The sequence below is a fragment of the Aquabacterium commune genome (assembly GCF_004362855.1).
In the GTDB taxonomy this organism is placed as follows: Bacteria; Pseudomonadota; Gammaproteobacteria; order Burkholderiales; family Burkholderiaceae_C; genus Aquabacterium; species Aquabacterium commune.
In genome coordinates this window covers 36,905-48,966 of record NZ_SNXW01000005.1, presented here as the reverse complement: position 1 = coordinate 48,966, position 12,062 = coordinate 36,905, and the positions used below count along the sequence as shown (strand labels likewise).

10 protein-coding genes and 1 pseudogene are annotated in these 12,062 nt (G+C 68.6%); 6 read left to right on the top strand and 5 right to left on the bottom strand.

The window, feature by feature from the left end; translation table 11 throughout:
- The first annotated feature begins 6 nt into the window (after positions 1-6).
- Positions 7-846 carry a methylenetetrahydrofolate reductase [NAD(P)H] gene (gene metF / locus EV672_RS09980; RefSeq protein ID WP_133608775.1) on the top strand — a complete coding sequence of 280 codons (840 nt, stop codon included), beginning with the start codon at positions 7-9 and terminating at the stop codon, positions 844-846.
- 210 nt (positions 847-1,056) lie between these two features.
- Positions 1,057-1,665 carry an OmpW/AlkL family protein gene (locus EV672_RS09975; protein ID WP_133608773.1) on the top strand — a complete coding sequence of 203 codons (609 nt, stop codon included), beginning with the start codon at positions 1,057-1,059 and terminating at the stop codon, positions 1,663-1,665.
- A gap of 69 nt (positions 1,666-1,734) precedes the next feature.
- On the opposite strand, the gene EV672_RS09970 is transcribed toward EV672_RS09975, so the two are convergent.
- Together EV672_RS09970 and EV672_RS09965 are read right to left on the bottom strand one after the other, a co-directional pair.
- Positions 1,735-2,442: a PEP-CTERM sorting domain-containing protein gene (locus EV672_RS09970; RefSeq protein ID WP_166643525.1), complete on the bottom strand. Its 708-nt coding sequence runs from the start codon at positions 2,440-2,442 to the stop codon at positions 1,735-1,737.
- 148 nt (positions 2,443-2,590) lie between these two features.
- Positions 2,591-3,208 (bottom strand): 5-formyltetrahydrofolate cyclo-ligase, encoded by a 618-nt coding sequence (locus EV672_RS09965; protein ID WP_166643524.1) that lies wholly within the window; start codon positions 3,206-3,208, stop codon positions 2,591-2,593.
- A gap of 83 nt (positions 3,209-3,291) precedes the next feature.
- On the opposite strand from EV672_RS09965, the gene EV672_RS09960 reads away from it, so the two are divergent.
- Entirely contained in the window at positions 3,292-5,556 is a 2,265-nt protein-coding gene (locus EV672_RS09960; protein ID WP_133608767.1) for a lytic transglycosylase domain-containing protein, read from the top strand.
- Between the two features lie 34 nt (positions 5,557-5,590).
- A complete protein-coding gene (locus EV672_RS09955) occupies positions 5,591-6,556 on the top strand; it encodes a complex I NDUFA9 subunit family protein (protein ID WP_133608765.1) in 966 nt (321 codons plus the stop codon).
- A 243-nt stretch (positions 6,557-6,799) separates the two neighbouring features.
- Here the strand turns inward: EV672_RS09955 and EV672_RS09950 are convergent.
- From EV672_RS09950 to EV672_RS09940, 3 genes and pseudogenes are all read right to left on the bottom strand, one after another.
- Positions 6,800-7,183 (bottom strand): annotated as a pseudogene (locus EV672_RS09950) (barstar family protein); the annotation flags it as partial.
- 112 nt (positions 7,184-7,295) lie between these two features.
- Positions 7,296-7,634: a guanyl-specific ribonuclease gene (locus EV672_RS09945; RefSeq protein WP_243738631.1), complete on the bottom strand. Its 339-nt coding sequence runs from the start codon at positions 7,632-7,634 to the stop codon at positions 7,296-7,298.
- A gap of 320 nt (positions 7,635-7,954) precedes the next feature.
- Entirely contained in the window at positions 7,955-10,249 is a 2,295-nt protein-coding gene (locus EV672_RS09940; protein WP_133608761.1) for an NADP-dependent malic enzyme, read from the bottom strand.
- A 108-nt stretch (positions 10,250-10,357) separates the two neighbouring features.
- Here EV672_RS09940 and thiL point away from each other — a divergent pair, with 108 nt between their 5' ends.
- Complete coding sequence (gene thiL, locus EV672_RS09935) at positions 10,358-11,434, top strand: thiamine-phosphate kinase (RefSeq protein ID WP_424923140.1); 1,077 nt, start codon at positions 10,358-10,360, stop codon at positions 11,432-11,434.
- On the top strand, positions 11,431-12,021 hold the full coding sequence (locus EV672_RS09930; RefSeq protein WP_133608759.1) for a phosphatidylglycerophosphatase A family protein: 591 nt from the start codon (positions 11,431-11,433) through the stop codon (positions 12,019-12,021). The genes thiL and EV672_RS09930 overlap by 4 nt, the downstream gene beginning before the upstream one ends.
- Positions 12,022-12,062: the final 41 nt, after the last annotated feature.

Here is a 12,062-nt window from a genome sequence, read left to right as displayed (position 1 = left end):
ATCCCCATGACCACCCAGCATCGCTTGCCCATCAGCCTGGAGTTCTTCCCGCCCAAGACCCCCGAAGGCGCGGACAAGCTGGCCGCCGTGCGCCAGCAGCTCTACCCGCTCCAGCCCGAGTACTGCTCCGTGACCTACGGCGCGGGCGGCTCGACGCAGGACGGCACCATCCAGACCGTGCGGGCCATCCTGGCCGAAGGCTTCGATGCCGCGCCGCACTTCTCCTGCATCGGCGCCAGCAAGGCCAGCGTGCGCGAGCAGCTGGCGCAATTCCAGGCCGATGGCGTCAAGCGCATCGTCGCCTTGCGCGGTGACCTGCCCAGCGGCTATGGCGGTTTCGGCGAGTTCAAGTACGCCAGCGAGCTGGTGGCCTTCATCCGCGAGGAAACCGGCAGCCACTTCCACATCGAGGTGGGCGCCTACCCGGAAATGCACCCCCAGGCGCGCAACCCGCAGGCCGACCTGCAGGCCTACGTCACCAAGGTCAAGGCCGGTGCCGACGTGGCCATCACGCAGTACTTCTTCAATTCCGACGCCTACTTCCGCTTCGTCGATGAGGCCGAGAAGGCCGGTGCGACCATCCCCGTGGTGCCCGGCATCATGCCCATCACCAACGCCAGCCAGCTCATCCGTTTCTCGGACGCCTGCGGTGCCGAGGTGCCGCGCTGGATCCGCACCCGCCTGGAAGGCTTTGGCGACGACAAGGCCTCCATCCAGGCCTTTGGCCTCGACGTGGTCACCGACCTGTGCGACCAGCTGCGCTGCGCCGGCGTGCCCGGCCTGCACTTCTACACGATGAACCAGGCCACCACGGTCAAGGCCATCTGCGAGCGTTTGGGGTGGTGACAGCGTTGCCCAAACGCATCGGAATCGCGCCGCTCCGGGTGCCGAAACTGATGTGCGTCAAAAAGTAACCTCAATGTCCCTCTTCGCAGCAGGGCCGGCTTGAGCGACTTGCGCTGAGTCAAGCAGACCGCGGGTTCTCACTGATGCAATGGGTTCATGGCGAAACGCAGTCCGCGTCGCCGCGAACCCTCGCACAAGAAGGACCTCACCATGACCAAGACATCTGCTCTGACCCGCGTTGCCGCTGCCGCCCTGGCCCTGTCTGCCCTGAGCGCCCCCCTGATGGCCCAGACCGCCGAAGGCCCCTGGCTGGTGCGCGCCCGTGCGGTGCACCTGGGCCCCGAAAACGGTGGCAACGTCAACGGCCTGGCGATCAACGACAAGTCGCTGCCCGAAGTGGACATCACCTACTTCATCACGCGCAACATCGCGGCCGAGTTGATCCTGACCTACCCGCAAAAGCAGGACGTCACGCTGAACGGCGCTGACATCGGCAGCCTCAAGCACCTGCCGCCCACGCTGACCGTGCAGTACCACTTCAACCCCGAAGGCACGGTGCGTCCGTACGCCGGCGCCGGCATCAACTACACCCGCTTTTCCAGCGTGAAGATCCTGGACGGCGCCGGCAAGCTCGACAAGAGCAGCTTCGGCTTCGCCTACGGCCTGGGCATGGACATCAAGCTGGCCGACCGCTGGTTCCTGAACGTGGACGTCAAGAAGGTCAAAATCAGCACCGACGTGACCGCAGCCGGCAACAAGCTGGGCACCTTCAAGGTGGACCCGGTGCTGTTCGGCGTGGGCATCGGCTACCGCTTCTGAGCGCCACCGCGCACCCATGAAAAAAGCTCCCCGCGGGGAGCTTTTTTTGTGCCGAGGCGCAAGCTGTGATCAGCTGTTGGCGGCTTGGCGGCGGCGCGAGATGGCAGCGATGCCGACCAGGCCCAGGGCCATCAGGGCGTAGGTGCTGGGTTCGGGGATGGCCGCGGTGGGCTTGGTGTACACCACCACGTTCGTCACGGCTGAAGGCAGCCAGGCGAAGCGGGAGGCGAGGGTGCCGAGCTTGGTGTTCAGGTCGGACGCCATGGTGAAGTTGCTGAGCGTGTAGTTCAGGTCACGTGCCGTGGCCGACGAGGTCACGCTGTCCAGGCTGTTGCTGCCCAGGGTGCCCACTTCGTTGCCAGCCACCAGGATGGCCTGGTTCGCGTACGTGGCGTTGCCCAGCAGGGTGTTGACCACCAGGTTGCCGAACAGCGTGTTGCTGGCAGCGTCGTAGGAGAAACCCGTCATGTTGACGGTGACGCCCAGGCCCGACAGCGAACCGCTCAGGGCCACGCCCGAGGTGCTGTTGTAAGCGACGGTCAGCGCGCCAGGGCTGGTGGTGGTCGAGGCGGACGTCACCGCGTCGGTCAGCTTGCCGGTGCTGCTGTTGTAGGTCGAGCCGCCCAGCGCGGAGGCCGTGAACGAGTTCGCCGACAGGACGCTGGTGTTGAGCGTGACGTACGAGTCGGTGATGGTGTTCAGGGGCTGGATGGCGGCCGAGGCGACGCTGGCGACAGCGGCCAGAGACAACACGGCGAAATGCTTGATGAGTGTCATGTTCACGTCCTTGGTGTGTGGAATGTCGGGCGTTCTGCGTCGCCCTGGCGAGTCATGGGTGTCATCTTCCGTGCTGCCTGCCGGATAACGCTCAGGGTTCACACCCATCACCCCGCGTCTGAGGGGCATCAAACGCGCCACATCCAGCTCAGCTGTCGCCTTCCGTGATCACCCCGACCAAGGGTTGGTCATGGGCTTGGGGCTTCAGCTCGGCCTCGGTGAGCCGGCCGAGCGCCCAGCCCAGGCCCACCGCCGTGACCTCGGGGTGGGCCGCCAGGTAGCGGTCGAAGTAGCCGCCGCCGTATCCCAGCCGGAAGCCCTCGTCGGTGAAGCCCACGCAAGGCACCAGCACGACGTCGGGCACGATGGGTTCGCCCTGGGCGGTGAGGATGCCGCATTCGTCCTGGCGCGAAGGCGCCTCGCCATCCCAGGCCAGGAACTGCATCTCTCGGGGCGATTTGCGGGCAAAAGGCAAGGCCAGGCGGCATCCCCACAGGGCTTTGGCCTGGAGGGCGGCATCCCTTGGGTTAAATTCACCCGCAAGGGGCCAATACACGCCCAGGCAGTGGGGCTCCAGCTTCTCCAGCGCACGCATGAGCTGGGCCTGCACCTGCTGCTGCGCTGGCGCGAAGTGCGGGGTCTCGGCCCAGGCGCTGCGGGCCTGCAGCAGGCGCTGGCGCAAGGCGGCGCGGTCGTCACCCGCTGCTGGCGCGGCCGGTGCGGGGGAGGGGAGCGTTGCCGACGGCGGGGAAGATGGCTCAGACATCGAGAATGGAAGAACAGATTTTGAGAGACACGCACAAGTATGCGTCCCGCCGCGCCCGCGGCAGGGCGAGCGCATGGGTCGCCATGGGCGCTGCGCTGGTGGCCCTGGCCGCGCCGCTGGCGCCAGCCCAGGCCCAGTCACCTTTCCACGTGACCGCGACCGACGACCGTCTGGTGGGCGATGCCCGCGAGGCCCTGCGCCTGCGCGACCGGGCGCGCTTGCTGGCCGACCGCGACGCCCTCATCGCCGCCCAGCACCCGCTGGCCCCCTGGGCCGATTACTGGTATTTCCAGCTGCGCCTGGTGGACATCGGCCCGGCGGAGGTCGATGAGTTCCTTGCGCGCTGGTCCGACAGCTACGTGGCCGACCGCGCCCGCAACGACTGGTTGCTGGAGCTCGGCCGGCGCCAGAACTGGGCGACCTTCCTGCGCATCCAGCCCAGCTTTCGCATGAACGACGACCGCGAGGTCAGCTGCCTGGGCGTGCTGGCGCGTCACCAGACCCGCACGCCCATGGAGGGCCCGGGTGACTGGCGCGAGCAGGCCCGCCAAGCCTGGTGGAACCAGAAAGACGCCGACTTTGGTTGTGACGCCATGGCCAAGGTCTTGCTGGACGCTGGCGTGCTGAGCCAGGCCGACGTTTGGCGCAAACTGCGCCTGGCCATCGAGGCCGACAAGCCCCGCGCCGTGCAGCAAAGCGCCCGCTTGTTGGGTGACACCGTGGTGCAGGCCGTCAACCGCCTGATGGGCCAGCCGCAGGCCTTCCTGATGCCGCCGGCGTCCGCAGCGCGCCTGCCCTCGGGCGACAACGGGGCGCATGCGCCAGGCGCCAGCATCGGTCCGGACAGCGCCAGCCCCGGCAAGGGCAAGGCCGCCCACGCCAAGGGTGGCAAGAGCGCCAAAGCCGCGAAGAAGGCCAAGGTCAAGCCGACGCTGGCACCCGTCCCCGTCGGACTGCCGCCCGAGCTGGAAGGGCCGTTGAACTTGCTGGCGCTCATCCGCTGGGCGGGCATCGACCCCGCGGCCGCGGCGCAGGCCCTCGAAGGGCAGCCCCTGCGCGAGCGCTGGCACTGGCGCGCCGAAGAGGCCGCCTGGGCCTGGTCGCAGGTGGGGCGCTCGGCCGCCTGGCGGCTGCAGCCCGAGGCCCCGGCCTATTTCGAACGCGCCCTGGCCGACCGCGCCGTGGCCGCCAGCACCGGCGAGTGGCGTGGCGAGGCCTCGCGCCTGGCGGCGGCCTGGTCGCCCGAAACCTTGGCGTGGATGGTCCGCGCCGGTCTGCGCTCGGCCACCGGCGGCACCCCTGCGCGCTGGAACTTGGTGGAAGCCGGCATCGAGGCCATGGCGCCCGAACAGCAGCAAGACGCCGCCTGGCAGTACTGGAAGGCGCAAGCGCTGCTGGCCCGCGCCCGACCTGCCGTGGGCAACGCCTCGACGACGGCCAGCGCCCATGCCCACGAGCTGCTCGGCCGGGTGGCCAACCCGCTCACCTTCTACGGTCAGTTGGCCGCCGAAGCCCTGCACCGCAGCCCGGCGCGCGAACCCGCCCGCCCTGCGCCCTTGACCGAGGCCGAGATGGCCCAGGCCCGCGCCCTGCCCGGGGTGGACCGCGCCCTGCGCATGCTCGCCCTGGGCTGGCGCAGCGAGGCTGTGCGCGAGTGGAACTTCACCCTCACCTGGGGCAAGCCCGGCGGCCTCAGCGACCGCGAACTGCTGGCCGTGGCCGAGGAGGCCTGCCGCCGCGAGATCTGGGACCGCTGCATCAACTCCAGCGAACGCACCCGCCAGGAGATCGACCTGCGCCAGCGCTACCCCACGCCCTTCCGCGATGACGTCCTGGCCGCGGCCAGCGAAGTCGGCCTGGACCCGGCCTACATGTACGGCCTCATCCGCCAGGAATCGCGCTTCATCGTCGCGGCCAAATCCACCGTCGGCGCGGCCGGTCTGATGCAGGTGATGCCCGCCACCGCCGCCTGGACGGCGCGCAAGCTCAACATCGACTTCAAGCCGGAGCAGATCACCGACCGGCAGACCAACCTGCGCATCGGCGCCGGCTACCTCAAGCTGGTCCTGGACGACTTCCAGGGCGCCCAGGCCCTGGCCGCTGCGGCCTACAACGCCGGCCCATCGCGGCCACGCCGCTGGCGCGAGGGCAACCGCCTGGACGCCGCCGCCTGGGTCGAGAACATCCCGTTCAACGAAACGCGCGACTATGTCAAGAAAGTGTTGTCGAACGCGACCGTGTATGCGCATATCCTGCACGGCCGGGCGCTGTCGGTGAAAGCCCGGCTGGGCGCCACGGTGGGGCCGCGCGCTGGCAGCGCACCGCCGCCCGAGGGCGACCTGCCCTGAACGCCTGAACGTCTGAGCACCGGAGCACACGCACATGAAACGCATCTTGATCCTGGGCGGCACCGGCTTTGTGGGCCGCGCCCTGTGCGAGCAACTCAGCGCCCACCCCGCTTTCGGCGGCGCGCGCCTCGCCGTGCCCAGCCGCAAGCGCGAGCGCGGCAAGCACCTCTTTCCCCTGCCGCAGGTGGACGTGCTGCAAGCCGATGTGCACGACAACGCCACCCTGGCGCGCCTGCTCGATGGCGCCGACGCGGTGGTCAACCTGGTCGCCATCCTGCACGGCACGCCGCAAGCCTTCGAGGCCGCGCACGTGGGCCTGTGCCAGCGCCTGGGCGAGGCCTGCGCCAAGGCCGGCGTGAGCCGCGTGGTGCACGTCAGCGCCCTGGGCGTGCCCGACGATGCGGGGGCCGCGCCTTCGCACTACCTGCGCACCAAGGCCGAGGCCGAGCAGGCCCTGCGCATGCCGGGGCTGGCGCTCACCCTCCTGCGCCCCAGCGTGATCTTCGGCGCCCACGACAGCTTCCTCAACCTGTTCGCCAGCCTGCAGCGCCTGTTCCCGGTGATGCCGCTGGCCGGTGGCGACGCCCGCTTCCAGCCCGTGTGGGTGGAAGATGTGGCCACGGCCATCGTGCGCTGTTTGCTGGACGCCAGCACCGCGGGGCGCACCTACGAGCTGGGTGGCCCGGAGGTCTGCACCCTGGCCGATCTGGTGCGCCTGTCGGGCCGCTGGAGCGGGCATGTGCGCCCGGTGCTGCCTTTGCCGATGGCGGCCGGGCGCCTGCAAGCCAGACTGATGGCCTGTTTGCCGGGCGAGCCGCTGATGTCCACCGACAACCTGGACTCGATGCGCGTGCCCAATGTGCTGGGCGGGCAGTTGCCAGGGTTCGCCGAGCTGGGCATCACCCCCACGGCCATGGCCGCGGTGGTGCCGGGCTACCTCGGTCGCCAGCCGGGCTGGGCCGAGCAGCTCGATGCCTGGCGCTCGCGGGCTGGGCGCTGAAAACGAAGCGGCCCGCACGAAGCGGGCCTTGCCTTGTGGTGTGACCGTGTGGCGATGCCGCCTGTGTGATCAGGCCGCAACCAGCAGCGCCGAGGTGTCGAACACGCTGCTCATGGGCGGCAGGTTCATGACCATCGGGGCCGGGGTGTTCTTGGAGACCTTCGGGGGCTTCACGTTGGGGTCGTTTTGCGCCACTTCGGCCTTGTCCCAATTGCCTGCCGATTCCTTGCCCGACACCGAGATGGAATAAAACACGCGGAAGGGGATCTTGCGCTCGCCCCAGTAGTCGGCGGCGTCGCGGAAGGCGTCCAGCAACTGTTCGCGGGTTTCGCGGTCCACGTTGCCGCCGGGGATCAGCTCCAGCACGACGACGAAGCCCGGCTGCTGCCCGGACTTGTGCACCAGGTCGGTGATGCAGTCGTACAGGGCATCGAGGTTCTTGCCGAAGTGGTCCGGGAAGAGGAAGTCGCGCGCAATGATGTCCAGCACGTCCTGCTTGCCCTGAGCGCCGCTCAGATTGGTGTACAGGAAGTGGTGGCCCACCGCGTTGGCGGCCTGTTGCAAGTCTTCCGGACGGAAGGCCCGGATGGATTGAACGATGTTGGGTCGAACGGATTGCAACAACATGATTGCTTGGGGCCCAAGGTGCGTTGACGGGTGTCAGCGCCCTGGCGGGCAAGGTTAGGGGTCAGAAGAAAAAGAGCAACGGCGCTTTGGCACCGGACATCAAAGAGCGAAATCAGTGTCGGGGGTCGATGGTCTGGAAGCTGGCGTAGTGATCCCTGGTGTAGAAACAAGTTTCAGGTTGTCGAACTTCTTTACCTCCGCAGACGATGCGCCGCGCGCCGCGGTCACGTTCGCCCGGGGTGGGCACGGTGTACTCCCGATAAAAGCCGCGTGGCTGGCGAGGCAGCAGACGCTCTCGGTTGCCAAACACCGTACCGTCCTTCTCGTAGCGGAATGGCCCCCCAGCCAAAATGCGCTGGTGGACATCCTGCGCTTGGCGCGGCAGCGCGGTCAAGGCCACCACGGCCTGCGTGTGCTGGTGGCTTTGCCGTGCCCACGCACCCGACGACATCGCCGTCAGCAGCCCGAGGCAGAACAGCCCTGTCACTCCCCATACCGGCCATGTCGGGCGCATGCTTGTGGCGTGCGCACCGGTGGGCACCGTGATGCTGATGGGGTGACCAAGGCCGACCGTGCCATGGTTCGAGGCGCAGGCGCCGCGCCCCGGAAGCGGTCGTGCCAGCAGTCTGGTGAGGTCAGCCATGCAGCTCTTCATCAAAGCCGTTATGGTATAGAAACAGTCCCAAAAGCTCAAGGCCCCGACACCCCAGGACGGAGCGGGCGGGGCCTTCTGGCCGGCTTCAGCCCGGCTGTGCTATAAGCTGCACGGCCTCAGCGCACCGCGTTGGCGTCGGCCACCGTCATCGCCGTCATGTTGACGATGCGGCGCACCGTGGCCGACGGCGTCAGGATGCACACCGGCTTGGCCGCGCCCAGCAGCACCGGCCCCAGGGCGATGTTGTTGCCCGCTGCCACCTTCAGCAGGTTGTAGGCGATGTTGGCCGCGTCGATGTTCGGGCAGACCAGCAGGTTGGCCTCGCCCGTCAGCGTGCTGCGCGGCATCAGCTGGGCGCGGTAGCCGGCGTCCAGGGCGGTGTCGCCGTGCATCTCGCCGTCGATTTCCAGCCAGGGCGCGCGCTCCTGGATCAACGCCAGCGCATCGCGCATCTTCACGGCAGACGGCTGGTTGCTCGAGCCGAAGTTCGAGTGCGACAGCAGCGCGGCTTTGGGGCGCTGGCCGAAGCGCATCATTTCCTCGGCCGCCATCACCGTGATCTCGGCGAGCTGCTCGGCCGTGGGGTCGTAGTTGATGTGCGTGTCCAGCAGGTTGACCGTGCGGCCCGGCAGGATCAGGCCCGTCATGGCCGCGTAGGTCTGCACGCCCGGACGCTTGCCGATGACCTGGTCGATGTAATGCAGGTGCAGGGGCGTGTTGCCCCAGGTGCCGCAGATCAGGCCGTCCACCTCGCCCATGTGCAGCAGCATCGAGCCGATCAGCGTCAGGCGGCGGCGCATCTCGATCTTGGCCATCTGCTCGGTCACGCCCTTGCGCTCGGCCAGGCGGTGGTAGGCCTGCCAGTAGTCGCGGTGGCGCGGGTCGTTTTCGGTGCTGACCACGTCGTAGTCCACGCCGGGCTTGAGGCGCAGGCCGAAGCGCTCGATGCGCTCCTGGATGACGCCGGGGCGCCCGATCAGGGTCGGTCGGGCGATGTTCTCGTCCACCACGATCTGGGCGGCGCGCAGCACGCCTTCGTTCTCACCTTCGGCGTAGGCGATGCGCTTGTTCTTGGCGCGCTTGGCCACGCTGAAGATGGGCTTCATCGTGTGGCCGGAGGCATAGACGAAGCTCTGCAGCTTCTCGGCGTAGGCGGCGAAGTCGCTCACCGGGCGCTGGGCCACGCCAGACTCTTCGGCGGCTTTGGCCACGGCCGGCGCGATCTTCATCATCAGGCGCGGGTCGAAGGGCTTGGGGATCAGGTACTCGGGGCCGAAGCTCAGGCTTTCACCCGAGTAGGCCGCGGCCACCACGTCGCTTTGCTCGGCCTGGGCCAGCTCGGCGATCGCGTGAACGGCGGCAATCTCCATCTCATCGGTGATGGTGGTCGCGCCCGAATCCAGGGCCCCGCGGAAGATGTAGGGGAAACACAGGACGTTGTTGACCTGGTTGGGGAAGTCGCTGCGGCCGGTGGCCATGATGGCGTCGTCGCGCACGGCCTTGACCTCGTCGGGCAGGATCTCGGGCGTGGGGTTGGCCAGGGCGAAGATGATGGGCTTGGCCGCCATTTTCGCGACCATCTCGGGCTTGAGCACGCCACCGGCGGACAGGCCCAGGAAGATGTCGGCGCCTTCGATGACCTCGGCCAGCTTGCGCTGCTCGGTCTTCTGGGCGAACTGGTCTTTGTCCGGGTCCATCAGCTCGACGCGGCCTTCATAGACCACGCCGGCCAGGTCGGTCACCCAGATGTTTTCGCGCGGCACGCCCAGCTTGACCAGCAAGCCCAGGCAGGCCAGGGCGGCCGCACCGGCGCCCGAGGTGACCAGCTTGGCCGTCTTGATGTCCTTGCCGACCACCTTGAGCGCGTTGAGGATGGCCGCGCCCACGACGATGGCGGTGCCGTGCTGGTCGTCGTGGAACACGGGGATCTTCATGCGCTCGCGCAGCTTGCGCTCCACGTAGAAGCAGTCCGGGGCCTTGATGTCTTCGAGGTTGATGCCGCCGAACGTCGGCTCCAGGCTGGCGATGATCTCGACGAGCTTGTCGGGGTCTTTCTCGTTGATCTCGATGTCGAACACGTCGATGTCGGAGAACTTCTTGAACAGGACGGCCTTGCCTTCCATCACCGGCTTGGCAGCCAGCGGGCCGATGTCGCCCAGGCCCAGCACGGCCGTGCCGTTGGTGATGACGGCCACGAGGTTGCCGCGGCTGGTGTACTTGAAGGCCGCCGCGGGGTTCTCGACGATTTCTTCGCAGGGCGCGGCCACGCCGGGCGAGTAGGCCAGGGCCAGGTCGCGTTGGTTGGTCAGCTGCTTGGTGGCGCTGATGGCGAGCTTGCCCGGTTTGGGATGCTCGTGGTACTCCAGCGCCGCCTTTTTGAGTTCGGCGCGTTGTTGTTCGGGCGTGGTCATGCGGTGATTGCCTTTGATTGCCTGTGTGTGCTTGGAGGCTGGCGGGCCGGGGTGGCCGGCTGTGCCAGACCCCCGATTCTAGGAACTTCGCGGCACCTGGGTGTGTGGATGGCCACATCTCGTGCGCAAACCGCCGCGCAGGCGACAATCCAGCCCATGAGCCTGGGTGAATTTGACCTCATCGCCAAGTATTTCGTGCGCCCTGCCGGCCAGGGGCCGCGCCGCGCCGTGGTCGGCAATGGCGACGATTGCGCCGTGCTGGCCCCGGCGGCGGGCATGCAGCTGGCGGTTTCCACCGACGCGCTGGTGGAGGGGCGGCATTTCCTGTCCACGGTGGACCCGGCTCGGCTGGGACACAAGGCCCTGGCCGTGAATTTGTCCGACCTGGCCGCGTGCGGCGCCCGGCCCCTGGGCTTCACCCTGGCCCTGACCCTGCCCCGGGTGGACGAGGCCTGGTTGGCCGGCTTTGCGCGGGGCTTGCTGGATTTGGCCGACGAACACGACTGCGAACTGGTGGGCGGCGACACCACGGCCGGGCCGCTGGCCATCGGCGTCACGGTGCTCGGCGAGGTGCCGGTGGGCGGCGTCCTGCTGCGCAGCGGGGCCCGACCCGGCGACGAGCTCTGGGTGAGCGGCCACCCTGGCGAGGCCCGCCTGGCGCTGGAGGCCTTCCGCGGCACCCTGCACCCCAGCCTGCCCGCCGAGGCCTTCGACGCCACCCGCCTGGCCATGGAGTGCCCCCAGCCCCGCGTGGCCTTGGGCCTGGGCCTGCGCGGCCTGGCCACGGCGGCCATCGATGTCTCGGACGGCCTCCTGGGCGACCTGGGGCACATCCTGCGGCGCAGCGGCGTCTCGGCCGATGTGTTCGCCGACGCGCTGCCACTGAGCCGCTGGCTGGCCGCGCGCCCCCGCCACGAACAGCTGGATTGCATCCTGGCCGGTGGCGACGACTACGAGCTGGTCTTCACCGCTCCCCCCGAGCGCCACGCGGAGGTGCTGGCTTTGGGCGCCCAGTTGGGCCTGGTGCTCAGCCGCATCGGCAGCGTGGGCCACCGCGATGGCTCAGCACCGCGCCTGCGCTTGTGGGAAGGCGCCGCCCCGCTGGCCAACCGCTGGGTGTCTTTCGATCACTTCCGCCAACCCTCACCCTCAACCCCCGCCCCCAACCCCGGTGAGGCCCCATGACCGTGCCCGACCCGCAGCCACAGAGCTTGCCCCGCCGCGCCACCGCCGCCCTGATGTGGCGCCACCCGGCCCACCTCCTGGCCTTTGGCCTGGGCAGCGGCCTCAGCCCCGTGGCGCCTGGCACGGTGGGCACGCTGTGGGCTTGGGCCAGCTTCCTGGCGCTGCAGCAAGGCATTGGCACCGGCCCGCAGGCCGATGGGGTCTGGGCGGTCGTGTTGCTGGTGGGCTGGTTCGTGGGCTGCTGGGCCTGCACCCGCACGGCGCGCAGCCTGGGGGTGGCCGACCCGGGCTCGGTGGTCTGGGATGAAATCTGGGCCTTCTGGCTGATTTTGTGGATGATGTCGCCGGTGGACTGGCGCGGCCAGTTGCTCGCCTTCGTGGCCTTCCGCTATTTCGACGCGGCCAAGCCGGGCCCGGTGGCCTGGGCCGATGGCCTGTTCAAGCTGCGTGCGGGCGGCCGCATCGGCTGGCGCCAGGGTTTGGGCATCATGCTCGACGACCTGGTCGCGGCACTGTGCACCCTCCTCGTGCTGGCGCTGGCCGTGGCCTTGCGCCAGGGCGGCGTGGGCGCCGGTTTGTTGAGCTGACCCCACTTCTGCCAGCACCCCTGAGCACACACGAGGACACC

What these genes read in the sequence shown, in the direction of transcription:
- EV672_RS09930 (WP_133608759.1), top strand. Translation starts at nt 11,431, where the DNA reads ATGACCGTGCCCGACCCGCAGCCACAGAGCTTGCCCCGCCGCGCCACC.
- EV672_RS09975 (WP_133608773.1), top strand. Translation starts at nt 1,057, where the DNA reads ATGACCAAGACATCTGCTCTGACCCGCGTTGCCGCTGCCGCCCTGGCC.
- EV672_RS09965 (WP_166643524.1), bottom strand. Translation starts at nt 3,208, where the DNA reads ATGTCTGAGCCATCTTCCCCGCCGTCGGCAACGCTCCCCTCCCCCGCA.
- EV672_RS09945 (WP_243738631.1), bottom strand. Translation starts at nt 7,634, where the DNA reads ATGTCGTCGGGTGCGTGGGCACGGCAAAGCCACCAGCACACGCAGGCC.
- EV672_RS09970 (WP_166643525.1), bottom strand. Translation starts at nt 2,442, where the DNA reads ATGACACTCATCAAGCATTTCGCCGTGTTGTCTCTGGCCGCTGTCGCC.
- thiL (WP_424923140.1), top strand. Translation starts at nt 10,358, where the DNA reads ATGGCCACATCTCGTGCGCAAACCGCCGCGCAGGCGACAATCCAGCCC.
- metF (WP_133608775.1), top strand. Translation starts at nt 7, where the DNA reads ATGACCACCCAGCATCGCTTGCCCATCAGCCTGGAGTTCTTCCCGCCC.
- EV672_RS09960 (WP_133608767.1), top strand. Translation starts at nt 3,292, where the DNA reads ATGGGCGCTGCGCTGGTGGCCCTGGCCGCGCCGCTGGCGCCAGCCCAG.
- EV672_RS09940 (WP_133608761.1), bottom strand. Translation starts at nt 10,249, where the DNA reads ATGACCACGCCCGAACAACAACGCGCCGAACTCAAAAAGGCGGCGCTG.
- EV672_RS09955 (WP_133608765.1), top strand. Translation starts at nt 5,591, where the DNA reads ATGAAACGCATCTTGATCCTGGGCGGCACCGGCTTTGTGGGCCGCGCC.